The sequence below is a fragment of the Phaeobacter sp. JH20_34 genome, assembly GCF_048056095.1.
GTDB classification, from domain to species: domain Bacteria; phylum Pseudomonadota; class Alphaproteobacteria; order Rhodobacterales; family Rhodobacteraceae; genus Phaeobacter; species Phaeobacter bryozoorum.
The window spans coordinates 1,122,626-1,144,711 of sequence record NZ_JAYMWT010000004.1 but is presented as its reverse complement, the minus strand read 5'-3'; the positions used below and the strand labels follow the sequence as shown (position 1 = coordinate 1,144,711).

At 60.6% G+C, this 22,086-nt stretch carries 21 protein-coding genes and 1 tRNA gene; 15 read left to right on the top strand and 7 right to left on the bottom strand.

Annotated elements, in window-relative coordinates; translation table 11 throughout:
* Positions 1-89 precede the first annotated feature (89 nt).
* The 3 genes from VWZ81_RS07005 to VWZ81_RS06995 all read left to right on the top strand — a co-directional run bounded on the left by VWZ81_RS07005 (position 90) and on the right by VWZ81_RS06995 (position 2,975).
* Entirely contained in the window at positions 90-1,076 is a 987-nt protein-coding gene (locus tag VWZ81_RS07005; protein ID WP_416536154.1) for an ABC transporter substrate-binding protein, read from the top strand.
* A 137-nt stretch (positions 1,077-1,213) separates the two neighbouring features.
* Positions 1,214-1,432, top strand: a complete 219-nt coding sequence (locus VWZ81_RS07000) for a DUF6500 family protein (protein ID WP_416542393.1) — start codon at positions 1,214-1,216, stop codon at positions 1,430-1,432.
* Positions 1,433-1,721: 289 nt separating this feature from the next.
* Positions 1,722-2,975: a 4Fe-4S dicluster domain-containing protein gene (locus VWZ81_RS06995; RefSeq protein WP_416542392.1), complete on the top strand. Its 1,254-nt coding sequence runs from the start codon at positions 1,722-1,724 to the stop codon at positions 2,973-2,975.
* A gap of 48 nt (positions 2,976-3,023) precedes the next feature.
* On the opposite strand, the gene VWZ81_RS06990 is transcribed toward VWZ81_RS06995, so the two are convergent.
* The 3 genes from VWZ81_RS06990 to acs all read right to left on the bottom strand — a co-directional run bounded on the left by VWZ81_RS06990 (position 3,024) and on the right by acs (position 6,370).
* Positions 3,024-3,524: a flavin reductase family protein gene (locus VWZ81_RS06990; protein WP_416536150.1), complete on the bottom strand. Its 501-nt coding sequence runs from the start codon at positions 3,522-3,524 to the stop codon at positions 3,024-3,026.
* Between the two features lie 192 nt (positions 3,525-3,716).
* Positions 3,717-4,400: an adenylate kinase gene (locus tag VWZ81_RS06985; RefSeq protein ID WP_416536148.1), complete on the bottom strand. Its 684-nt coding sequence runs from the start codon at positions 4,398-4,400 to the stop codon at positions 3,717-3,719.
* 8 nt (positions 4,401-4,408) lie between these two features.
* A complete protein-coding gene (acs, locus tag VWZ81_RS06980; RefSeq protein ID WP_416540292.1) occupies positions 4,409-6,370 on the bottom strand; it encodes an acetate--CoA ligase in 1,962 nt (653 codons plus the stop codon).
* A gap of 602 nt (positions 6,371-6,972) precedes the next feature.
* On the opposite strand from acs, the gene VWZ81_RS06975 reads away from it, so the two are divergent.
* The 8 genes from VWZ81_RS06975 to VWZ81_RS06940 all read left to right on the top strand — a co-directional run bounded on the left by VWZ81_RS06975 (position 6,973) and on the right by VWZ81_RS06940 (position 14,985).
* Positions 6,973-7,989 carry a C4-dicarboxylate TRAP transporter substrate-binding protein gene (locus tag VWZ81_RS06975; RefSeq protein WP_340545351.1) on the top strand — a complete coding sequence of 339 codons (1,017 nt, stop codon included), beginning with the start codon at positions 6,973-6,975 and terminating at the stop codon, positions 7,987-7,989.
* A gap of 86 nt (positions 7,990-8,075) precedes the next feature.
* Positions 8,076-8,726, top strand: coding sequence for a TRAP transporter small permease subunit (locus tag VWZ81_RS06970; protein ID WP_416542391.1), 651 nt, complete (start codon positions 8,076-8,078; stop codon positions 8,724-8,726).
* Positions 8,727-8,737: 11 nt separating this feature from the next.
* Entirely contained in the window at positions 8,738-10,138 is a 1,401-nt protein-coding gene (locus tag VWZ81_RS06965; protein WP_340545353.1) for a TRAP transporter large permease, read from the top strand.
* Between the two features lie 186 nt (positions 10,139-10,324).
* Complete coding sequence (locus tag VWZ81_RS06960) at positions 10,325-10,807, top strand: hypothetical protein (protein WP_340545354.1); 483 nt, start codon at positions 10,325-10,327, stop codon at positions 10,805-10,807.
* Positions 10,808-10,926: 119 nt separating this feature from the next.
* The gene (locus VWZ81_RS06955) at positions 10,927-11,295 is read left to right on the top strand and encodes a glycine zipper family protein (protein ID WP_416542390.1); all 369 of its coding nucleotides are present in this window, start codon (positions 10,927-10,929) and stop codon (positions 11,293-11,295) included.
* Between the two features lie 194 nt (positions 11,296-11,489).
* Complete coding sequence (locus VWZ81_RS06950; protein ID WP_416536140.1) at positions 11,490-12,167, top strand: response regulator transcription factor; 678 nt, start codon at positions 11,490-11,492, stop codon at positions 12,165-12,167.
* A 25-nt stretch (positions 12,168-12,192) separates the two neighbouring features.
* The gene (locus VWZ81_RS06945; protein ID WP_416542389.1) at positions 12,193-13,626 is read left to right on the top strand and encodes a sensor histidine kinase; all 1,434 of its coding nucleotides are present in this window, start codon (positions 12,193-12,195) and stop codon (positions 13,624-13,626) included.
* Between the two features lie 153 nt (positions 13,627-13,779).
* Positions 13,780-14,985, top strand: coding sequence for an MFS transporter (locus VWZ81_RS06940; protein WP_416542388.1), 1,206 nt, complete (start codon positions 13,780-13,782; stop codon positions 14,983-14,985).
* A gap of 56 nt (positions 14,986-15,041) precedes the next feature.
* Here the strand turns inward: VWZ81_RS06940 and VWZ81_RS06935 are convergent.
* A tRNA-Asn gene (locus VWZ81_RS06935) sits at positions 15,042-15,116 on the bottom strand.
* Positions 15,117-15,202: 86 nt separating this feature from the next.
* A complete protein-coding gene (locus VWZ81_RS06930) occupies positions 15,203-16,117 on the bottom strand; it encodes an MBL fold metallo-hydrolase (protein ID WP_416542387.1) in 915 nt (304 codons plus the stop codon).
* Between the two features lie 84 nt (positions 16,118-16,201).
* Here VWZ81_RS06930 and VWZ81_RS06925 point away from each other — a divergent pair, with 84 nt between their 5' ends.
* Positions 16,202-17,521 (top strand): ATP-binding protein, encoded by a 1,320-nt coding sequence (locus tag VWZ81_RS06925; RefSeq protein WP_416542386.1) that lies wholly within the window; start codon positions 16,202-16,204, stop codon positions 17,519-17,521.
* A gap of 21 nt (positions 17,522-17,542) precedes the next feature.
* On the opposite strand, the gene VWZ81_RS06920 is transcribed toward VWZ81_RS06925, so the two are convergent.
* The gene (locus VWZ81_RS06920; RefSeq protein ID WP_416542385.1) at positions 17,543-18,649 is read right to left on the bottom strand and encodes a Gfo/Idh/MocA family protein; all 1,107 of its coding nucleotides are present in this window, start codon (positions 18,647-18,649) and stop codon (positions 17,543-17,545) included.
* An 8-nt stretch (positions 18,650-18,657) separates the two neighbouring features.
* Positions 18,658-19,368: a GntR family transcriptional regulator gene (locus VWZ81_RS06915; RefSeq protein ID WP_416542384.1), complete on the bottom strand. Its 711-nt coding sequence runs from the start codon at positions 19,366-19,368 to the stop codon at positions 18,658-18,660.
* A 101-nt stretch (positions 19,369-19,469) separates the two neighbouring features.
* On the opposite strand from VWZ81_RS06915, the gene VWZ81_RS06910 reads away from it, so the two are divergent.
* The 3 genes from VWZ81_RS06910 to VWZ81_RS06900 are packed head-to-tail and all read left to right on the top strand — an operon-like array spanning position 19,470 to position 22,035.
* Positions 19,470-20,624, top strand: coding sequence for an LLM class flavin-dependent oxidoreductase (locus VWZ81_RS06910; RefSeq protein WP_416542383.1), 1,155 nt, complete (start codon positions 19,470-19,472; stop codon positions 20,622-20,624).
* Positions 20,624-21,514: an aldo/keto reductase gene (locus VWZ81_RS06905; protein ID WP_416542382.1), complete on the top strand. Its 891-nt coding sequence runs from the start codon at positions 20,624-20,626 to the stop codon at positions 21,512-21,514. Before VWZ81_RS06910 ends, VWZ81_RS06905 begins: the two co-directional genes overlap by 1 nt.
* Positions 21,514-22,035 (top strand): flavin reductase family protein, encoded by a 522-nt coding sequence (locus VWZ81_RS06900; protein WP_416540284.1) that lies wholly within the window; start codon positions 21,514-21,516, stop codon positions 22,033-22,035. The genes VWZ81_RS06905 and VWZ81_RS06900 overlap by 1 nt, the downstream gene beginning before the upstream one ends.
* The last annotated feature ends 51 nt before the right edge of the window (positions 22,036-22,086 follow it).

Sequence of the window (22,086 nt, the reverse complement as noted above, 5' to 3'; positions counted from 1 at the left end):
CGTAAAAACTGGAAAAAACCTTTGGAGACACAGGGAAATTCGCGCAGAATTCGCAAAGAACAACAGACATAACAACAGGGAGAAGACAGATGAAAACACTGCTGACCGCCGCCGCATTGGCGCTGGGAACGGCATCGGTTGCGCAGGCTGCCGATGAGGTGAAGCTGCAACTGAAATGGGTCACGCAGGCCCAGTTCGCGGGCTATTATGTCGCGCTGGATCAGGGGTTCTACGAGGCCGAGAATCTCGATGTGACCATTCTGCCCGGTGGTCCCGATATTGCGCCAACGCAGGTGATTGCAGGCGGCGGTGCGGATGTCACGGTCGAGTGGATGCCGGCCGCGCTTGCGGCGCGTGAAAAGGGCTTGCCACTGGTCAATATCGCGCAACCCTACAAAAGCTCGGGCATGATGCTGACCTGTTGGAAGGACACTGGCATCGCAGCGCCTGAAGATCTGGCAAATCGTACGCTGGGGGTCTGGTTCTTTGGCAATGAATTCCCCTTCATGAGCTGGATGAGCCAGCTCGGGATTTCCACCGAGGGCAAGGGTGAGAAGGGCGTCGAAGTTCTGAAACAGGGCTTCAATGTCGATCCGCTGCTGCAGCGTCAGGCCGACTGCATTTCGACCATGACCTACAATGAGTATTGGCAGGTGATTGATGCCGGCGTGTCGCCGGATGAGTTGATTACCTTCAAATATGAGGATCAGGGCGTGGCAACGCTTGAGGATGGTCTTTACGTTCTCGAAGACAAGCTTTCTGATCCGGCCTTTGTCGACAAGATGCAGCGTTTTGTCCGGGCCTCCATGAAGGGCTGGAAATGGGCTGAGGAGAACCCGGACGCCGCAGCAGAAATCGTCCTGGACAATGATGCCTCGGGCGCGCAGACCGAAGAGCATCAGAAGCGGATGATGTCGGAAGTCGCCAAGCTGACAGCTGGCAGCAACGGCGCATTGAGCGAGGCTGATTACCAGCGCACGGTGAAGACGCTGCTGGATGGCGGCTCAAGCCCGGTGATCACCAAGGAGCCGGAAGGCGCCTGGACCCATGTCATCACCGATGCCGCGCTGAACTGAGTTTCAGTGCAGTGATCTGGCCCCTGTCCGCTGTTCTGCGGGCGGGGGCTTTTCTATTGTATTGCGCACAGGCGCGCTATGGGGCGCTGTGATCCTCGCCTGTCTCGGCAGGCCAGCGGTGGGGGCGGAAGCATCTTATGAGAGACAGTTTGAGGGCAAAGATCATCGCCGTCTGCAACGACAAGATCGCGAAAAAGGGGGATGGCGTTGGCCTTTCCTTCTATGCGTTTTTTGCCAATCGGAATGACGATCCCGAGGCGCTGATGGAGGCGGCAGAATGGTGGATCAAGCATCATGAGCTGGACCATTTTGAAAAGGCTGTAAAGATTCGCCAGATGGTGGAGACAGGTCTGTGACCCTGCCGTCGTTGTTGCGCCGCAGCCGGTGCGGCGGCTGGTTCTGCACCAGTTGCGCCCGGTCTGTGGGCAGGTGGCCCATTTCCCTGTCCCTTCAGCAGCTGTTGACGCCGACAGAAACGGCGTGACCGCCGATCGGATAGGGCGGATCTTTCAGAATAAATGACAGTTAAAAGTTGAGTCTTATTTTCGATTACACGTTACAGGTCGAAATTCCATGTTAGCCTCATCTCATCAAACGATGGGGATTTTCGGCTGTGGTTTGGTTCTCAATCTGAAGGGAGAGGCCATGACTGTCTGGGAAAATGTGCAACTCTGCCTGCGCTCTCAACCCAATGTGCGCGAAATGGCTGATCTGCGGACTGCGGTCCGGGTGTCGCATCCCGGTGCCTCCTATCGACGGTATAACCCCGAAAGCCATGTGCGCTGGCCGCTGGCAGATCTCTGTGAGGCGGCGGTGCGGCGGCGTCAGCAGCATTCGCGGTTGGGAGCGTCGGCGCCGCGCTCCGATCAGGTGCTGGTGATGTATGATGCCCGCGCAGTGGAGCAGCTATCCTGGTTGAAGAACCATCCCCCGGTGGCGGGTATGGATGTCACAGCTGCGGCCACCAGCGGTCTGGAACGCGCTGGTCACGCGGATCTCTTACACGCGATTTCCGACGGGTTTGACTGGGTGCTGCTGGAATCCGCAATTGAAGAGAACGCGCGTCTGGCGCAACTGCGGGAGATGGAGCTGGCCGCTTGTCTGGGGCTTGAGGGGCGGGTGGTCCTGTTCCATTCGGCGGCGCATCTGGAGCAGCTGCTGGCGGAAGGTATTGCGCAGCTGCCGGTGATGGAGCACCGTCGTGTCGACACCGAGAGCAACGCCAAGCCGCGCCGTCGGCGCGAGGCGCTGCAGCTCTTTGCCAGTGTGACCCTGTCGCAAGACACTGATGTCATCGCGTTGCCGCAGGACGCCCCTTATGGCGGGATCGAGCTGACTGGGGATTGCACCCTCTGTCAGGCCTGCACCTGGATGTGCCCCACCAATGCGCTGATCGGAGCGGAGAACGGAGGCGGGCTGGACTTTATAGAGGCGGACTGCATGCAATGCGGGCTATGCGTATCGGTGTGCCGCCAGAATGCGATCAGATTGGTGCCACGGCTGGAGCTGAAGCGGGACCGGCTGCCGGTATCGCTGACCCAGCCGGATTTCTTCTGGTCGGATGGGCTGTCCGGCGGGGCCGAAACCGCAACGGGGGAGACGGCGCCGCAGACGGCCAGTTGCGGTTCCGGGCCGACCATCGATACGCCGGGCGCTGCTCGGGCGACTGAGGCAGCGGCATCGGGCAAGACCGAGATCGATGATGATCATGACGATCCCGATGATTGGATGGGCGGTGGCGGCGCTGACTGGTCCGGGCATACTGTCCGGGAGAGGACAGACCGGGGGGCTGGCACGGGTTCGTCGCTGCTGCGGCTGAATGATCTGGGCGCGCATTGGCCTGACTGGGCGCGTTTGACGGGACTTATGGCAAAACGGCGCGAAGATCCGCTGTCCTAGGACCTTCGCGTGGCTGTGCAGAGGGGCGACAGATCTGGAGATCCGAAGCTAGCTCTGCTCCATAAACCCGCCGTATTGGCCGCGTTTGAAAATCAGACCCTTGCCCGGGCGGCTTGTGGTACGCAGCACCGCGCCGACAAGAATACTATGATCGCCGCCGTCGTGGCAGGCATGGGTGCGGCAATCAAATCGGGCAATGACATCAGGCAGAACGGGTATTCCCTCGTCATTGTCTCGCGCTGGAATACAGGAAAAATCTTCGCCGTTGCGGGCAAAATGCATCGCCATGTCCAATTGATCCTCGGCCATGACATGAATCGAAAAATGGGTGGCAGAGACAAAGGGATCGTGGCGTTTGGACGCGCGGGCGGGACACCAGAGCAGCAGTGGCGGATCCATCGAGACAGAGGTGAAGCTGTTGGCTGTGATTGCCAGCGGCCCACGGTCCGTGCGTGTGGTCACCACGGTCACGCCAGTGCCGAAACACCCTAGGGCGTCTCGGTAGGCCCGCAGGCTGTCGGGACCGGGGATAAAGCTGGTTTCGGACATCTCGCGCGCCTTTGGTTCAGTTCTGTGCTGGGTGCCATGGGAACAAGCCCATGTCCACCAGCTACCAATGTGGCACGCATCCCCTCAAAAGCCAGAGAGGATTGAAAACAGGCCCACATTTCTGCGGACCTGTCTGGTAATTAATGTTTTTCGACAACACGCTTTGATTGAACGTCGTGGTGCTGACCTTCGTCAAGCGGTTGCAGCACGTACAACTTTGCTCAGCGAGTTCGCGATCTGGTTGATCTCGCCCATTGCATCGATTCGGTTCAACACATCTTTGTCGTCGTAATAGCTGATGAGCGGCGCGGTCTGAGCATGATAGGCGGCCAGACGGCTGCCCACGGTTTCGGCATTGTCGTCCGCCCGACGCGTCATCTCTGTGCCACCACAGGCGTCACAGGTGCCCTCGACGCGTGGCTGCTTATACTGGTCGTGATAACCTTCGCCACAGCCTGCGCAGGTATACCGTCCGGCAACCCGCGCCACCATTGCGGCATCGTCCACCTCCAGGCTGACAGCGGCGTTGATCCGCTGACCGGTTTCCGCCAGCAACTTGTCCAGTGCCTCCGCCTGGACCGTCGTGCGGGGGAAGCCATCCAGGATGACGCCCTTTGCACAATCCGGTTCCGCCAGCCGGTCACGCAGGATGTTGATCACGATCTCGTCGCTGACCAGCTCGCCTGCCTCCATTACGGCTTTTGCCGCGAGGCCCGCCGGAGTGCCCGCAGCGACGGCAGCCCGCAGCAGATCGCCGGTGGATAGCTGGACAAGGCCAAAACTCTGTTCCAGTTTACGCGCCTGGGTGCCTTTGCCAGCGCCGGGCGGTCCAAGCAGGATCAGAACCGCAGGGCGGGTGAGAACATCAGTCTCCATGTCAGCAATCATCCTTTGTCGGCCCGGTTTGCAATGAGGTCGTCGACCACGGAGGGGTCGGCGAGGGTCGAAGTGTCACCAAGCGAGCCGAAATCGTTCTCGGCGATCTTGCGCAGGATACGCCGCATGATCTTGCCCGACCGTGTCTTTGGCAGACCCGGCGCCCATTGGATCACATCCGGGCTGGCAATCGGCCCGATCTCGGTCCGCACCCAGGTGCGCAGCTCCTTCATCAACTCATCCGAGGGCTCGCGGTCGTTCATCAGGGTGACATAGCAATAGATGCCCTGGCCCTTGATCTCATGCGGGTAGCCAACCACGGCGGCCTCGGCCACGGCGGCGTGGGCCACCAGCGCGCTTTCGACCTCAGCGGTGCCCATGCGGTGGCCGGAGACATTGATCACGTCATCGACGCGACCGGTGATCCAGTAATCGCCGTCGGCATCGCGGCGGCAGCCGTCGCCGGTGAAGTAGTAGCCTTTGTAGTCGGAGAAATAGGTTTTCTCGAACCGCTCATGATCACCCCAGACGGTGCGCATCTGGCCGGGCCAGCTGTCCTTGATGCAGAGCACGCCCTCGACGCCGTTGCCGTTGATTTCCTCGCCGGACTGCGGGTCCAGAACGACGGGGGCCACACCAAAGAAGGGTTTCATCGCAGCACCCGGTTTGGTCGCATGGGCGCCGGGCAGGGGGGTCATCAGATGGCCACCGGTTTCAGTCTGCCACCAAGTGTCGACAATGGGGCATTTCCCCTTGCCGACCACATCATTGTACCAGGTCCAGGCTTCCGGATTGATCGGCTCGCCGACGGTGCCGAGGGTGCGCAGCGAGGAAAGATCGCATTTCTGGACCCATTCATTGCCCTGACCCATCAGGGCGCGCAGGGCGGTGGGTGCGGTGTAGAACTGCGTCACCTTGTGCTTGTCGCAGACCTGCCAGAAGCGCGAGGCATCCGGGTAGGTCGGCACGCCCTCAAACATCAGCGTGGTGGCGCCATTGGCCAACGGGCCATAGACGATATAGCTGTGGCCGGTGACCCAGCCCACATCCGCCGTACACCAGTAGATGTCGCCGTCGTGGTAATCGAAGGTGATTTCGTGGGTCATCGCGGCATAGGTCAGATAGCCGCCGGTGGTATGCACCACGCCCTTCGGCTGGCCGGTTGAGCCGGATGTGTAGAGGATGAACAGCGGATCCTCGGCATTCATCTCGGCCGGTTTGCAGTAATCATCCGCTTCCAGCGCCATTTCGTTGTAGTCGTAGTCGCGCCCGTCGACCCAGGTGGTCTGACCGCCGGTGCGCTTCACCACGAGACATTTCACCGTGTCTTTTGTGTGCAAGAGGGCTGCGTCGGCGTTTGATTTCAGCGGGGTCTTGCGGCCGCCGCGCGGCGCCTCGTCGGCGGTGATGATCACCTTGGCGTCGCAGCCGTTGATCCGGGCTGCCAGCGCATCGGGGGAGAAGCCGGCAAAGACGATGGAATGAATGGCGCCAATGCGGGCGCAGGCCAGCATGGCATAGGCCGCTTCGGGGATCATCGGCAGGTAGATCACCACCCGGTCGCCCTTGCGCACGCCCATGGTCTCCAGGATGTTTGCCATCCGGCAGGTACGGGTATGCAGCTGTTTGTAAGAGATATGCTGGGCAGGCTCTTCCGGATCATCCGGTTCCCAGATGATCGCGGTCTGATCGCCTCGGGTGTCCAGGTGGCGATCAATACAGTTGGCGGAGACGTTCAACGTACCGTCCGCGTACCAGTTGATCGAGACATTGCCGAGTGTGAAATCCACATCCTTCACCTGGCTGAAGGGCTTAATCCAGTCGATCCGCTTGCCCTGTTCGCCCCAGAACCCCTCGGGATCCCGCATCGAAGCGGCGTACATCTCGTCGTATTGTGCAGCGTTGACATGGGCGCGTGCAACCGTCTCCTCCGACGGCGCATAGGCTTTGCTGTCGCTCTCCTGGGTCATCTTGTGTCCCTCCCTCCAGTCTGTTCTCGGAATGGCACACCACAGCGCACAGCGAGATGTGTCAAACCTTTTCCGTCCTCCACAGCGATAATACCCAAGCTTGAAAATAAGGAAATAAGTGTCAGAGGAATAAGGATTTACCTGTAAATCTATTTCCGAGGTCGGTCTGAGGTAGTAAACTTATTCTGGCGTTGGCACATCAATCTTTTGTTTATCATGATGTTAGGTGTAAATATCGACCGGAGCGCCCGTGCTGGCAAATCAGCGGCCTGCGCGATGCTGGCGCTATCATCGGGCGCCGACTGGCACCATCGCCTGCGGCAAACTGTGCCAGGGTACGACGCCCTCGGGTGCCTGTCGGTCCATGGGGCCGGGCGCGTCTGCGGACCGCTGCCAGGTTGTCAGGCAGGTTTTGTGCCCATGGCGCACCAGCGCCTTGTGGGGTTGGCAGCGCCCTGGCTTAGCGCTAGCGTGGTGCCAGATGCTCGCAACTCTGCGGACCTGAGGGCTGTGATCGCAGGATCACAGCAAGCCCGGCACCCGGCGACGCCAAGGTGCAGGGGGGGCGCAAGAGGGACAAGGGCACAAACTGGGAGGTACTCATGAAGACCAATTTGACCGCCGCAACTGCGGCGCTTGTCGGCCTGTCCATTGCAGGCAGCGCTGCGGCCACCGAATGGAACGTTTCTGTCTGGGGCAAACGCCGCGCCTTTACCGAACATGTCGAAAAGCTGGCTGAGCTGGTGTCCGAGAAAACCGGCGGCGAATTCACCATGAACATCAGCTATGGTGGCCTGTCGAAGAACAAGGAAAACCTTGACGGGATTTCCATCGGTGCCTTCGAGATGGCGCAGTTCTGCGCGGGCTACCACCGCGACAAGAACCCGTCGATCACCGTGCTGGAACTGCCGTTCCTTGGCGTGAATACGCTGGAAGAGGAAGTCGCTGTCAGCCATGCGGTCTATGCACATCCGGCCGTACAAAAGGATCTGGCGCGCTGGAACGCCAAGCTGCTGATGACTTCACCCATGCCGCAGTACAATATAGTCGGCACCGGCGAAGCGCGCGATGAGCTGGGTGAGTTCAAGGATATGCGGGTGCGGGCCACCGGCGGCATCGGTCAGGCATTTTCTGCCGTGGGCGCGGTGCCGACATCCGTGACTGCAACAGAAGCCTATAACGCGATGGAATCCGGCGTTGTCGATACCGTTGCCTTTGCCCAGCACGCGCATCTCAGCTTTGGCACCATCAACAAGGCCGACTGGTGGACCGAAAACCTCAACCCCGGCACCGTGAACTGCCCGGTGGTCGTGAACACCGATGCCTATGACGCGCTGAGCGATGCCGAGCGTGAAGCCCTGGACAGCTCGGTGGATGAGGCAATTGCCCATTACCTTGCGAACTATGGCGTGCTGCTTGAGAAATGGGACAGCGTTCTGGCCGAAAAAGGCGTCGAGAAGGTCACTATCTCCGAGGATCAGCTGGCTGAATTCCGCAAGGTTGCCGCCGATCCGATCCGCGAGCAGTGGATCGCCGACATGAGCGCGCAGGGGCTGCCTGCGCAGGAGCTTTATGACCTGGTGCAGAAAACCCTGAGCGACCTGCGTTCGGGAAGCTGATTTTCATCCAAATGATGAAAGGGCCGGGCAAAGCTGCGCCGGCCCTTTCTTACGTGATTGCAAAGTAGATATGACGGGGGCAGACGATGGCAGGCAGTGCGGCGGTGCTGGTAGATGACAGCCTGATCAGCAGTTTGGACAGGCGTCTGCTGCGGCTGGAACGCCGATTGGCCCTGGTCAGTGGTCTTGCGGTGTTTTCGCTGATGGTACTTGCGGTGGTCTCGGTTGGCGGGCGCAATGGTTTCAACGCGCCGCTACCTGGCTATGTGGACTGGATCGAACAGGTGATGCCGCTGATCGCCTTTATGGGCATTTCCTTTGTTCAGCGCGACGGCAGCCATATTCGCATGGATCTGGTGATCTCGTCGCTGCGGGGGCGTGCACTCTGGCTGTTTGAGCTGTTCTCGGTGTTATTGATCCTGGCCCTGATGTTGGCGCTGCTCTGGGGCAGCTGGTCGCATTTCCAGCGCTCCTTCGATTTTGCCGCCCCCCTGTGGAGCCGCGACAGCTCCATCGATATCGGTCTGCCGATCTGGCCGGCCAAGCTGCTGGCGCCGGTCGCATTTGGCGTGCTGTGCCTGCGCCTGTTGCTGCAGGTCTGGGGCTATGGCCGCGCGCTGGTTCTGGGGCTGGACAGCCCGGCTGCGGTTCCGCTGGTGCAGAGCGCCGCAGAGCAGGCAGCGGCCGAGGCTGAACATCTGGGCGGGGTGTCGACCACCGCCAGTGACCGCGACTAAAGGGGCAGACTATGGAACCTATCGAAATTGGCCTCTGGGTCAGCGGCTTTCTTCTGGTAACTGTGTTCTTGGGGATGCGGGTGGCCTTTGCCGCCGGTCTCGCTGGGCTGGTCGGCCTTGTCTGGATCTTCTGGGCCAAGTTTGGCTATGATCCGGCGCGGTTCACGAAGGCGCTGACCATCGCCGTGAAGACCGCAGGGCAGGTGCCCCATTCCAAGGTCTCAAGCCAGGCGCTGAGCCTCATTCCGACCTTCATCCTGATCGGCTATCTCGCTTATTACGCAGGCCTCACCAAAGCGCTGTTTGAGGCCGCAAAACGCTGGTTGGCCTGGGTGCCGGGCGGGCTGGCGGTGTCGACCGTCTTTGCCACGGCGGGCTTTGCCGCCGTCTCTGGCGCCTCTGTTGCGACATCCGCTGTCTTTGCCCGGATCGCGATCCCCGAGATGCTGGCAATCGGTTACGACAAACGCTTTGCCGCAGGTGTGGTGGCGGCCGGCGGCACGCTGGCCTCGCTGATCCCGCCCTCTGCGATCCTTGTTATCTACGCGATCATCGTCGAACAGGACGTGGGCAAGCTCCTGCTGGCAGGCTTTATCCCCGGTGCCTTCTCGGCACTGATTTACGGTTTGCTGATCATCGGCATGGCGATGACGATCAAGGGCTTTGGCCCTGCTGTCACCGGCTTTACCTGGCGCGAGCGCTTTGTCTCGCTGCCGCCTGCGCTGCCGATCCTGTTTGTGGTCGCGACGATCATTTTGTTTGTTTACAACCCCTTTGGGGGCGATGCTTGGGGGACCCCGACAGAGGGTGGCGCAATCGGGGCCTTCGTGGTGTTTTTGATGGCGCTGTATCGCGGGATGCGATGGGCGGAGTTCAAGGACGCGCTGCTGGAAACCGCAAAACTGTCGGTGATGATCTTTACCATCATCTGGGGCGTCCTGATCTACGTCCGCTTCCTTGGCTTTGCTGAACTGCCGGCGGCGTTTTCCGACTGGATCACCTCGCTCACCCTGTCGCCGATGCTGATCCTGATCTGCATCCTGCTGGCCTATGCGGTGCTCGGCATGTTCATGGATGCCATCGGTATGCTGCTGCTCACGCTTCCGGTGGTTTATCCGGCGGTGATGGCGCTCAACGGAGGTGAATACGTTTCAGCGGCGGAAAGCACATTTGGCATGTCCGGGCCGATGTGTGCGATCTGGTTTGGTATTCTGGTGGTGAAAATGGCCGAGTTCTGCCTGATCACCCCCCCGATCGGTCTCAACTGCTTTGTCGTTGCGGGTGTGCGGGACGATCTGACGGTGCAGGATGTGTTCAAGGGCGTGACGCCGTTCTTCATTGCCGATGGTATTACCATCGCTTTGCTGGTTGCTTTCCCCTCTATCGTGCTCTGGCTGCCAAGCCTCGCCTAAGGTTCTGCCAGATATAAAGAATACAGCTTCGGGCCACGACAGATCCTCTGCCGTGGCCCAAAAAATCCCAAGCTTACAGAATTGTAAGCTCCGCGCAGAGACCCTGTAAGACTGGACCTGCATATTCGTCTCATCAGCCAGACACGGCGTCCACCGCCCTGGCGCAATAGATGAGAGGAATGGAAGATGATCACCAAGACAACGACACGTATCGTGATGACCGCAACCCTGATTGCAGGTGGCTTTGCCGCACAGAGTCTGCGCGCGCAGCAGGCGCCAGAGGTGGCCCCGGTCGAGGTGGCAGAGGCCGAGCTGACCTATGCGGATATGCTCGCCGTGCCTGTCACCTTTGATCAGGTCATGCGCACAGCATTGGAAAACGCCGAAGGCCGACTGGTGGAAATCAGCCTTGATGACCTTCACGACACGCCTGTGTTTGTTGCGGTTGTCGCCAGTCCGACCAGCCTGACAGAGATCGTGGTGTCAGCCACCGATGGCTCGATCCTGAATACCGCGACCCAAACCGCGGCCTCACCCGAAATGATGCAGCAGCTGTTGGACGATGAGTTCGAGGACGGGCTGGACTTCGCAAGCCTGATTGATGAACTCGAAGATGATGAGTGCGATTGCGACGATGACGACGATGAGGATGACGATCACAAAGGCTGATTACCTCGTCCGGATCTGATGACGGGCCGGAGCGTGGGCTCCGGCCTTATCGAAGTATTCCCTAGACCATCCTTGCCGCCGCGAGAAAGACAGATCAGGCGGCTGGCCGGAGACCATTCATGAAAAAGCTATATCTTGGCTGCCTCGCGGCAGTCGCCCTTGGAGCCTGTGGTGACAGCTATGAAAAACCGCTCCTGTTAGATGGGCCGCAGCAAGTCGGGTTTCACTCCGATTTGGGCGCCTGCCGTGCGTTGGCCGAACAACACGTAGACAAAACGTTGAAATCCAGCGCTGTTCAAGGTGCGGTGATCGGTGGCATCATCGGAGCGGTAGACAGTGAGGATGGAGACCGCGCCGATGACGCATGGATCGGAGCTGCACTCGGCGGTGGTATCGGGGCGCTTGACGGGCAGAATGAACGCGACAAACAGCGCCGCACCATTCTTATCCGCTGCATGCAGGGGCGCGGGCATCGTGTGTTGGCGTGAAACCCTGCCCAGATCCCGTCGCCGACTTGCCGGTCGACAGATACGGCCGATCGTCCGGTGCGCCGGGTTCAACCTTGGGGAGCTTAATTGTGATCCGTTGAACTCCGGTCATCCGAAACGAGCTTGCACCCAATTGCAGCGCCAGGGGGCCGGCTTGGTCACTTGGGCGCGATGCTGAAACCGACGGAGTCCTGATGCGAATTCTCCTGCTCGAAGATGATCCTGAAATTGGCACCTGGACGGTCAAGGGCCTCATGGCAGCGGGCCATGTGGTCGACTGGATCGAGAATGGTCGCGAGGCGCTGCTGGCTGCAACAACCCGCGACTATGATGTCCTGATCTTTGACAGGATGACGCCGGATCTTGACGGGCTTTCGGCGCTGAAAACCCTGCGCTCTGCACGGATTGCCACCCCCTTGATCCTGCTCACCGCGCTCGGCGCGGTTGAGGACCGTGTCGAGGGGCTGGAAGCCGGTGCCGACGACTATCTCAGCAAACCCTTCGCCATGTCTGAGCTGCTGGCCCGTATCACCGCCCTGGGCCGTCGCGGACGGGCTGAGGCCGCAGAAATGACAACCCGGCTCTCTCATCGCGGGCTTGAGCTGGATCTCTTGAGCCAGACCTGTACCTGCAATGGCCAGACCGTCTTGCTGAACCCCAAGGAGTTTCGCCTGCTGGAGGTTCTGATGCGTTCAAAGGGGCGGATCCAGACCCGCGCCATGCTGCTTGAACGGGTCTGGGACATTAATTTCGATCCCGCCACCAGCGTTGTCGAAACCCATATGAGCCGCTTGCGGAACAAGATTGAAAAACCCTTCGGAACGGAGTTCATCAAAACCGTGCGCGGGTCCGGGTATATGTTCCTTGATTAGATCCTTCATAAAGAGCCTGTTGCGGATGAGCGCCCTGCGTCAGGCGATTGCCCTGTCGCTGGCGTTTCTGGTTCTGCTGACCATTGGCGGGCTGCTGCTTGACGATGTCATCACCGAAGAATTCCGCGCCGAGACGGAAGCGGCGCTGCGGGAGGAATATCAGCGCATCAGCGATCGGCTGACACGCACCGGTCGCTTCCCCGATCAGATCGTGACTGCCGAAGTGTTTTCCGACAGCGGTGTCGGCTATGCCGTTCTGCGCGCAGATGGCAAGGTTCTCGGCCCCGTGCTGCGGGGAGCTTTTGACAGGCCGGGGTTTGATATCCTGGAGGGCGAACAGCTGTTTCAACCTGAGGCACTGGAAACTCTGGACCGGATCTTTGAGCTGATCGAGTATGAAGATGAAGAGGACGATATATCCTCTGACCAGCCGGGGCGGAGCCCTGGCACCGCTCGCCAGCTGGGCTTCGATGTGGAGTTTGACAGCGACGCCGATCTCGGCTGGCGCATCTATAGCGGTGCGGTGCTGGATGGCCGCCTTCTGGTCTATGCGCCCGGTGTCAGTGCCTTTGGCGCGGATCTTACCGGCGTCATCCTTATCTTCGTCATCATCCTGTCGCTGCCTGCGCTGGTCATCGGATTGATCTTCGGGATCCGGGCACAGCGACGTCTGAACCGGATCGGCGCGGGGTTTGACCGTATTGCCGATGGCAATCTTGATCTTCGGCTGGCGCCCCGGGTGATCCGCGATGATATTGATGAACTGGCCGCGCGGATTGACGGTGCCACCGAACGTTTGCAGGCCTCGATGCGGCAGATGTCTGATTTTTCCGCCAATATTGCCCATGATCTGCGCACGCCACTGACACGTCTGCGGCTGCATCTCGATCAGGCCGAAGACGCCGAGGATCAGGCCGCCCATAGAGAGGCCGCGATTGCGCAGATGGATGATATCATTGCCATCTTTGGCGCCATCCAGCGGATTGCGCGGATGCAGAGTCAGCGGCGGCGGGACGGTTTTGCACCCGTCGAACTGGCGGCAGTCGTGGAGCAGGTGCACGAAATATACGAGGCGGTGGCGCAGGACGCCGGGCAAGAGCTGTCCTGCCGCGTCAGCGATGCCGTCACTATCAATGCGGACCGCAGCCTGATCATGCAGCTTCTGGCAAATCTGATCGAGAACGCAATCCGCCACGCCGGCGAGGGGGCCAGCATTGCAATCGACTTGAGCGGTCGCAGGCTATCAGTCACCGACACTGGCCCGGGAATCCCCGAGGCTGAACGCAGCCGCGTGCTGGATCCGCTCTACCGGCTCGATCGCAGCCGCAACACCGCCGGGGCAGGGCTTGGGCTGGCCATGGTAAAAGCGATTGCAGACCTGCACGAAGCGGAGCTGGCGTTGATGTCGGGACCAGATCAGCGCGGACTGCGGGTCGAGGTGAGATTTCCCGAAGGCTGACGTCGCCCGCCTGCCGTCGAGGATGCCATTTTGTACCGCTGCGCCAAAAAGCCGCGAAGCTGCGGAAATAGGGTTACCCATTGCGCGCGCGCCTCAGCTACTAAGTGCTGTGCCGCGTGTTGGCGCTGTTTCAGATCAAAAAAGACAAGCACCATGAAGTTGACCGGCCCCTTTCTGTTCATTCTTGCGACATTGATGATTGATGCGATTGGCATTGGCATCGTGTTTCCGATCATGCCCGATCTGATGCTGAGAGTGGGGGCCGAAAGTACCGCCGAAGGCGCGTTGTGGAGCGGCATCATGATGTCGGCCTATGCCGCCGCCATGTTTCTGTTCGGCCCGATTGTCGGCAGCCTCTCCGATGCCTATGGGCGTCGGCCGATCCTGATCCTCGCGCTTGTCACCCTGACGATCGACTATGTCATCATGGCGCTGGCCCAGACCTATTGGATGCTGCTGGTTGGTCGGGTCATCGCCGGGATGGCGGGGGCGACTTATATCACGGCGACCGCCTATATATCGGATATCGCCAAACCGGCAGAGCGCGGCGCTGCCTTTGGGATGATCGGTGCCGCCTTTGGTATCGGCTTTGTGCTGGGGCCTGCAATCGGCGGCATGGCGTCGGGGCTGCACATCAGCGCGCCTTTCTGGATCGCTGCGGGCCTTTCGGCGGTCAACGTGTTGTTCGGGCTGATCATTCTGCCGGAATCCCTGAAGCCGGAGAACCGTCGCCCGTTTGGCCGCCGTGATATCAACCCCTTCGCGACCCTTCTCCGCGCCTTTGTCATCCCCGGTCTGGCGATCCCCTTGATCTGTATCTTTGTCTTTGAGTTTGCCAATCTGGTCTACCCGACACTCTGGTCCTTCTGGGGGCGCGAGGTGTTTGGCTGGGACGGGTTCACCATCGGGCTGACCCTTTCAGCCTATGGTGTTCTGATCGCCGTGGTACAGGCGGGCATCCTGCCGCAGCTCACCAAACGTCTTGGGGACTTCAGAACACTGATCATCGCGATGGTGGCGGCGGTGATTTCCATGATCGGGTTTGGCGTTGCCAGTGCCATCTGGGTCGTCATTGTGTTTCTGCCGATCGCCGCCCTGTCAGATATGGCTCCGCCGCTGATCACCGCATTTGCGGCCAACCGGGTTGGCGAGGATCAGCAGGGTGTGGTTCAGGGCGTCATCGCCTCGCTGTCGTCGGTTGCTGCTGTCGCGGCTCCGCTGGTGCTTACCGGGGTGTTTGAACGGTTTGTCGGCGAGACCGGCTGGTATCTGCCAGGCGCCCCGTTCCTGGTCGCCGCTGTCCTTGTGGTGGCGATGGTGCCGCTGGTACTGCGTCTCAGGGCTCATGACACCGGCTGACGGCCTTCACAAAAGAAAAGGGCCTGGAGATGTAATCTCCAAGCCCTTGAAATCTTTGGCTCCGGCGGTAGGGATCGAACCTACGACCAATTGATTAACAGTCAACTGCTCTACCGCTGAGCTACGCCGGAACGGTTTGTGCCGTATAGCGGTCGGATCTGATGAGGTCCAGAGTCGTTTTGCGATTTTTTGAAAAAATCTGCGGTGATCCGGTTGTCTATGGGAGCTGAGCGAACAGCGCGCCGAATGACAGAGGGTCTGCGCATGTGACGCGGGATTGCCCTGCAAGATCAACGAGGTGGGCAAAAACATTGCGCTCGGCGGCGATGCGCAGCGCGGCCGGGGTTTCGGTGTAGATACGCGCGGTCAGCTCTGCCACGGTGGCCGGTCCTTTCGCAAGCTCCGCCATGATCGCAGCCTCACGCCCTTTGCGGTGGGTGATCAGCCAGGCGAGCCGGGCCGCAGGGTCGCAAACCGGTGCGCCGTGCCCGGGGTAGAAGACGCGCCAGTTGCGCGCGGCCAATCGCTGGCAGGAAGCCATGAAATCTGTCAGATCGCCATCGGGAGGCGACACCAGCGAACTGGCCCAGCCCATCACGTGATCGGCGGTAAAACAGGTGTCTTTCCAGGCAAAAGCGATATGATTGCCAAGATGTCCGGGCGTGTGGATCGCTTCCAGCTGCCAGTCCGGGCCGGCCACGATATCACCGTCGCGCAGCCTGATGTCTGGCGTGAAATCCACATCGATGCCCTCACCCCCACCGGCGAGGCCGGCGGCGGCCAGCTCCGTCATCACAGCGCTTCGCCCTGTTGTTGCATCGCCGAAGGCGTAGACCGGCGCGCCGGTGGCCTTGGCAAGCGGCCGGGCGAGGGGGGAATGGTCCAGATGGCTGTGGCTGACCAGAATGTGGCTGATGCGCTGATCCGGTTCCACGGCGTCAAGGATCGCCCGCAGATGGGCGTCACTCATTGGGCCGGGGTCGATGATGGCAATATCGCTGTGGCCCAGCAGATAGGTATTGGTGCCGCGATATGTCATCGCAGAGGGGTTCGGTGCGAGGATACGGCGCAGACCCGGTTCGACATTCTCCGCGATGCCTGCGGGGGGATTGAAATCGTCGGGTGCCTGCATCTGCTCTGATCCTTGGTGATAAACGGGGCGCGGAAGATGCGCGTTTTGCTTTTCAGCGGCGGGGTCGCGCGGTAGGTGTAGCGCATGTTCTTTCAATGGCTCAAACACTATATGCCGCGCAGCCTTTACGGGCGGGCGGCGCTTATCCTGCTGGTGCCGATCGTAACGCTGCAACTGGTGATTTCGGTTGTGTTCATCAAGCGTGACCTTGAGGATCTGACGGTCCAGATGACGCTCACAATGCTGCGCGAGCTGCGCCTGCTGGAGCAGATGATGGCACCGGCTGGCAGTCGCGAGGAGGCCCTGCAACTGGCCGATCCGCTGCTGCGACCGCTCCAGATGCAGCTGCGCTTTCTCGAGCCGGAGGAGCCGGTACCGCTGGATCAGATGGGGCTACTGGAGTTTTCGGGCCGGGTGGTGCGGGACACCTTGCAGGCGACGGCGCCACAGTTCATTTCTGCCCAGTTCCCCAACACGCGCCGAGTGCAGCTGGTGCTGGATAGCGAACACGGGCCATTGGCGCTGGTGTTTGACCGGCGGCGACTGACGGCAGCGGCGCCGCATCAGCTGATTGTCACCATGATCGTCTTTGGTTTCTTGATGACGGTCATCGCATTCGTCTACATGCGTAACCAGCTGCGCCCGATCAAGCAGCTCGCGGAAGCGGCACAGGCCTTTGGGCGGGGACGAACGGAGCCTTATTCGCCGCGCGGGGCCAATGAGGTGCGCGCCGCCGGCAGCGCCTTTCTGGACATGCGGGCGCGGATCGAACGTCAGATGGAGCAGCGCACGCTGATGCTCTCCGGTGTCAGCCACGATCTGCGCACGCCGCTGACGCGCATGAAACTGGGCCTGTCGATGCTGGATGACGAGGAGGCCGAGCCGCTGCGTCAGGATGTCGACGAGATGCAGGCGCTCCTGGATGCCTTTCTCGACTTCTCGCGCGGTGTTTCCACCAGCGAGCCGGAAGAAGTGGACCCGCATGTGATGATCACGCTGCTGGTCGATGGCTGGCGGCGGCAGGGCAAGGATGTGATGCTCGGCGAGATGAGCGGCGAAGGCAAGGTGATGCTGCGCGGCGCAGCAATGCGTCGGGCCGTGCAGAATCTGATCTCAAACGCAGTGCGTTATGGCACCCGCGCACGAGTGTCTGTTGCCATGACCGAGAAATTCCTGCGCATAAGGGTCGAGGATGACGGTCCCGGCATTGCAGAGGCGGACCGGACCGAGGCGACCCGGCCCTTTACCCGGCTTGATCCTGCCCGCAATCAGGATCTTGGCAGCGGGGTTGGTCTGGGGCTGGCGATTGTCACCGATATTGCGCGCGCGCATGGTGGGACGCTCCGGCTGGGCACCAGCGCCGAGCTGGGTGGGCTACAGGCCGATATCGTGATCGGCTTGTAATATCCCGTCACCGGGGCGCGCTCAGATCAGCTCTGAGATCTCTACGCTGCGCCGCTCGGCAATGGAGATCTGCGCCGCCATCCCCATGAGCACTGCCATCCGCCCATCATGAAGGGTCACCTCAGGTGTTGCGCGTTCGCCGCGGACCAGTTCGAGGAACTTCTGGTGCTGATAAAAGGTGGATCCGTTGTGATCACCCGCCTCAAGAAGTTCGGGATCAACAGGAATCTCTTGTGTTACAGGGCCTCTGGGGGAGCGTGGCGAGGTCACCAGCTTCGGCAGCGGCGGCGCGCCCAGATGGGTGGGCCAGAACCGCCCCGGTCCGGGCACAAAGGCTTCGATCTTGCCTGTGGGGCCGACAGCGGCGACCTCTTCCTGATATTCAGCGCCTTCTGCGAACATGCACAGGTCCAGCATCGCCCGGGCGCCGCAGCTGAAGTCGACGATAACATAACCATTGTCGAGGATGTCAGGCACACCATCGCTGTAGCGTTCATCGAGATGGTTCACATCCTGACCGCCGCTGGCCATAACCCGTAGCGGTTCAGAACCGAGCGTCAGCCGCATCAGATCGAAGAAGTGACAGCATTTCTCAACAAAGGTGCCTCCAGATTTGGCGTCAAACCGGTTCCAGTCATCGACTTTTGCGAGAAATGGAAACCGATGCTCGCGGATGCTCAGCATCTTGATGCCGCCGGTCGCTGTCTGGGCCTGCTTCAGGAAAGCCGCAATGGGGGGCATATAGCGATATTCCATCGCCACCCAAACGGGGGCTGGATAATCTGCTGCAAAACCGTCCAGTCGTGCCAGATCGGCAAGACTGGTGAACAGCGGTTTTTCGACCAGCACCGGCAACGGGCGCAGGCGGGCCAGGGTCTCCAGCTGCTCCAGATGGCGGAAATTGGGACTGGCGATCAACAGGCAGTCAAGCTCAGCGACAGCCAGCAGGGCCTCGATACTGTCCACAAACGCTGCATCAGGGGTCAGCGTGGCGGCAATCTCGCGCATGGCCGCATTGGGTTCATAGATCGCACCGACCCGCGTGTTGTCCAGCAGGGCGATATTGCGCAGATGTTCCTGGCCCATCATGCCGCAGCCGATGATCCCATAGGTGGTGGGGTGTGACATGTTTCCTCCTACGTCAGGCGCTGCACATAAAGCGCCTTGTCCGGGTCAAACCAAGTGCGTGAGAACTCCACGGCGGCCTCATCCTGTGCCCAGCTTAGCCGTTCGATATACCCAACCGTCGCGCCCGGGGGCTTGCCAAACCGTGTCGGCGCCCAGTCGGGCACCCGACCAAGCGATACCCGATCCTCGGCTCGGCTGATCCAGAAGCCCAGATTCAGCCGATAATATCTATAGAGGGAATCGGACAGCTGTCCGGCATCGACCTGTCCCGCGCCACCATCCAGCCAGATCTCTTCAACGGCGATCACCACATCATCGAGATACCGCAGCCGCCTGATCCGGGTGCCACTGCCTGACCTGCCAAATTCGGGCAGCGTTTCGGGCTTGGCGAGCGCGGTGACCGACAGAACATCTGCCGTGGGCAAGCCACCACCGCCGGGCAGCTCCAGCCGAAACATCGAATAGACGCTTTGCACTGACTGGGTGGTGCGGATGTAGTTTCCCGATCCCTGAACCCGTTCGAGCATCCCCTGTTTTTCAAGCTCCGACAGGGATTTGCGCAGGGTTCTTACGGTGGTTCCATACTGCTGCGCCAGCTGACGCTCGGGCGGCAATCGCTCCCCGTCGGCCAACCTCCCAGCCGCGATCTCACGGGTCAGGGACTCGCTGATCTGAAGGTAAAGCGGCAGCGCGCTGGCAGTGGAGCGGGCGGTGGGCATGGGGCCAATCGTCACCATGTGAGAAAAATTGATACACCATTGATCTACATCAAGGCGCAGGCTATGCAAGAGTTAAGTTGCCAACTGCGAGGGAGAGACCGATGAGCGTTGTTCCGGTAACATCCGCGGATCTTGATGCGGTCGAAGTGTCCTGGTTTGCGGCGCTCTGCTCGGACGATTACCAGTTTCTTGGTGTACCGGATGGTGACCTGCGGTCGTCCTGGGCGCATTGCTCTGACATCGTGAAAGAGGCAGAGGCGCAGGGGTTTCGCAATATCCTCTGCCCGTCGTCCTATCAGGTGGGTCAGGATACGCTCAGCTTTGTGGCGGGCTGTGCGCCGATCACTGACAGGATCAACATGCTGGCAGCGGTGCGCTGCGGCGAGATGCAGCCGATCATGCTGGCGCGTACCCTGGCCACCTTGGATCACATGCTGAAGGGGCGGCTGACGGTCAATATTATCTCCTCCGATTTTCCGGGGGAGACCGCCGACAGCGGCTTTCGCTATCAGCGCTCACGCGAGGTGGTGGAGATCCTGAAACAGGCCTGGACCCGGGATGAGATCAACCACAATGGCGAGGTCTACCAATTCGAAGGGCTGACCACCGATCCGGCGAAACCCTATCAGACCGGCGGGCCGCTGCTGTACTTTGGGGGCTATTCCCCGGCGGCGCTGGAGCTCTGCGGTGAACATTGCGACGTCTATCTGATGTGGCCGGAAAAGATGGAAGATCTGGCCGGTCGGATGCAGGCGGTCCATAGCGTCGCGGAAACTTATGGGCGTACGCTTGATTATGGTCTGCGGGTGCATGTGATTGTCCGCGACACCGAGGCAGAAGCCTATGAATACGCCGATCACCTTGTATCGAAACTGGATGATGCGCAGGGCAAGGCCATTCGGGAGCGGGCGCTGGATGCCACCTCGCTGGGCGTGGCGCATCAGGCCAAGAACCGCGATATTGCTGATGAATTCGGGTTTATCGAACCGAACCTCTGGACAGGGATAGGGCGGGCACGCTCTGGTTGCGGGGCGGCGCTGGTCGGATCCACCGATCAGGTCATGTCAAAGCTGGAAGCCTACCAGAAGATGGGCATCCGCGCCTTTGTGCTGTCGGGCTATCCGCATCTGGAGGAAGCGCGGCATTTCGGGGCGCGGGTGATGCCACATCTGAAAACCTGCTCACTGCCGCATGAATATGGCCGGGTGCCGCAATCGACCCCGGCGACACCCCTAGGGAACGGAGAACGTCGTTGATGGAACGGATCAAGATCGCAGAAGGGCTGGAGTTCAGCCGTCTGGTCTATGGCATGTGGCGTCTTGGCGATGACAGCGATACCTCAACCGCCCATGTCGAGGCCAAGATCGAGGCCTGTCTGGCGCAGGGGATCACCACCTTTGATCAGGCCGATATCTATGGCGGCTATACAGCCGAAGGGATCCTGGGGCGGGCGTTGAAGGCGAATCCAGCCCTGCGTGAGCAGATGGAGATCGTCACCAAATGCGATATCGTGGCTCCGGTCGGGCGCTATGCGGACGCGACGGTCAAACATTACGATACCTCCGCCGCCCATATCACCCGTTCGGTTGAGACGTCGCTGATGGAAATGGGCATCGACCATATCGACCTCTTGCTGATCCATCGGCCGGATCCGCTGATGGATCATGCCGAGACAGGGGCCGCGCTGGACGCGCTGGTCGCCGCAGGCAAATTGCGCGCCGTCGGCGTGTCGAACTTCCGTCCCTGGGATTGGGAGCTGCTGCAATCGGCGATGAAGACGCCGCTGGCCACCAATCAGATCGAACTCTCTTTGTCCGAGATCAGCCCTTTCACCAACGGCGATCTGGCCTTTCATCAGCGGCAGGAGCATCCGCTGATGGCGTGGTCACCGCTTGGCGGTGGGGGGCTGATGACCGGGAGCGGCCAATTGGCCGATCGGCTGGATGCGATTGCTGCCGCGCAAGGCGTTGACCGCGCCGCCGTCGCCATAGCCTTCCTGCTGCGGCACCCGGCTCAGATCCTGCCGGTGCTGGGCACCAATAATCTGGAGCGGATCAAACAGGCCTCTGACGCGCTGAAGGTCGAGCTGGACCGCCCGACCTGGTTCACCCTGTACGAGGCTGCATTGGGCCGGGAGGTCGCATGATGTCGGCACATGCAGGGCAGGGCAAACACAGCTTTGTTCCCGCACCGGACAACACGCGGCTGCTGCGCGACGCCTTTGGCCGGTTCGCAACTGGGGTCACCATCGTGACCGCAGCCTCCGATCAGGGGGTTGTTGCGATCACCGCCAACAGTTTTTCCTCGGTCTCGCTGACGCCGCCGCTGGTGCTGTGGTCGCCCGACCGCAACTCGCGCCGCTTTCCCTATTTCGAGAGAGCCCGCCACTACGCCATCCACGTTCTGGCGGCGGATCAGGATGATCTGTGTTGGCAGGTCGCAAAAGATGCTTTTGGGCTGAACCATTTGCAGCTGGAGCGCAACGAAAACGGGGTGCCGCTCTTGGAAAACTGTCTGGCGCGGTTTGAATGCACCCGTTCAGCCATCCATGACGGGGGAGACCACGCCATCGTGCTGGGTCACGTTGACCGCGCCACCATGCGCGAAGAAGGGGACGCATTGACATTCTACAAGGGCCAGATGGGCCAGATCGCCGTGTCACGCTAGCGACCGGCTGCCTGCACCAAGGGAGGTTGGTGCGGGCACATTGGGGGGAGG

Coding starts and splice junctions, on each gene's coding strand:
- acs (WP_416540292.1), bottom strand. CDS start 6,370: ATGACCCAGGAGAGCGACAGCAAAGCCTATGCGCCGTCGGAGGAGACG.
- VWZ81_RS06915 (WP_416542384.1), bottom strand. CDS start 19,368: ATGCCCACCGCCCGCTCCACTGCCAGCGCGCTGCCGCTTTACCTTCAG.
- VWZ81_RS07000 (WP_416542393.1), top strand. CDS start 1,214: ATGAGAGACAGTTTGAGGGCAAAGATCATCGCCGTCTGCAACGACAAG.
- VWZ81_RS06910 (WP_416542383.1), top strand. CDS start 19,470: ATGAGCGTTGTTCCGGTAACATCCGCGGATCTTGATGCGGTCGAAGTG.
- VWZ81_RS06950 (WP_416536140.1), top strand. CDS start 11,490: ATGCGAATTCTCCTGCTCGAAGATGATCCTGAAATTGGCACCTGGACG.
- VWZ81_RS06965 (WP_340545353.1), top strand. CDS start 8,738: ATGGAACCTATCGAAATTGGCCTCTGGGTCAGCGGCTTTCTTCTGGTA.
- VWZ81_RS06955 (WP_416542390.1), top strand. CDS start 10,927: ATGAAAAAGCTATATCTTGGCTGCCTCGCGGCAGTCGCCCTTGGAGCC.
- VWZ81_RS06945 (WP_416542389.1), top strand. CDS start 12,193: ATGAGCGCCCTGCGTCAGGCGATTGCCCTGTCGCTGGCGTTTCTGGTT.
- VWZ81_RS06970 (WP_416542391.1), top strand. CDS start 8,076: ATGGCAGGCAGTGCGGCGGTGCTGGTAGATGACAGCCTGATCAGCAGT.
- VWZ81_RS06920 (WP_416542385.1), bottom strand. CDS start 18,649: ATGTCACACCCCACCACCTATGGGATCATCGGCTGCGGCATGATGGGC.
- VWZ81_RS06905 (WP_416542382.1), top strand. CDS start 20,624: ATGGAACGGATCAAGATCGCAGAAGGGCTGGAGTTCAGCCGTCTGGTC.
- VWZ81_RS06985 (WP_416536148.1), bottom strand. CDS start 4,400: ATGGAGACTGATGTTCTCACCCGCCCTGCGGTTCTGATCCTGCTTGGA.
- VWZ81_RS06975 (WP_340545351.1), top strand. CDS start 6,973: ATGAAGACCAATTTGACCGCCGCAACTGCGGCGCTTGTCGGCCTGTCC.
- VWZ81_RS06940 (WP_416542388.1), top strand. CDS start 13,780: ATGAAGTTGACCGGCCCCTTTCTGTTCATTCTTGCGACATTGATGATT.
- VWZ81_RS06900 (WP_416540284.1), top strand. CDS start 21,514: ATGTCGGCACATGCAGGGCAGGGCAAACACAGCTTTGTTCCCGCACCG.
- VWZ81_RS06925 (WP_416542386.1), top strand. CDS start 16,202: ATGTTCTTTCAATGGCTCAAACACTATATGCCGCGCAGCCTTTACGGG.
- VWZ81_RS07005 (WP_416536154.1), top strand. CDS start 90: ATGAAAACACTGCTGACCGCCGCCGCATTGGCGCTGGGAACGGCATCG.
- VWZ81_RS06930 (WP_416542387.1), bottom strand. CDS start 16,117: ATGCAGGCACCCGACGATTTCAATCCCCCCGCAGGCATCGCGGAGAAT.
- VWZ81_RS06960 (WP_340545354.1), top strand. CDS start 10,325: ATGATCACCAAGACAACGACACGTATCGTGATGACCGCAACCCTGATT.
- VWZ81_RS06990 (WP_416536150.1), bottom strand. CDS start 3,524: ATGTCCGAAACCAGCTTTATCCCCGGTCCCGACAGCCTGCGGGCCTAC.
- VWZ81_RS06995 (WP_416542392.1), top strand. CDS start 1,722: ATGACTGTCTGGGAAAATGTGCAACTCTGCCTGCGCTCTCAACCCAAT.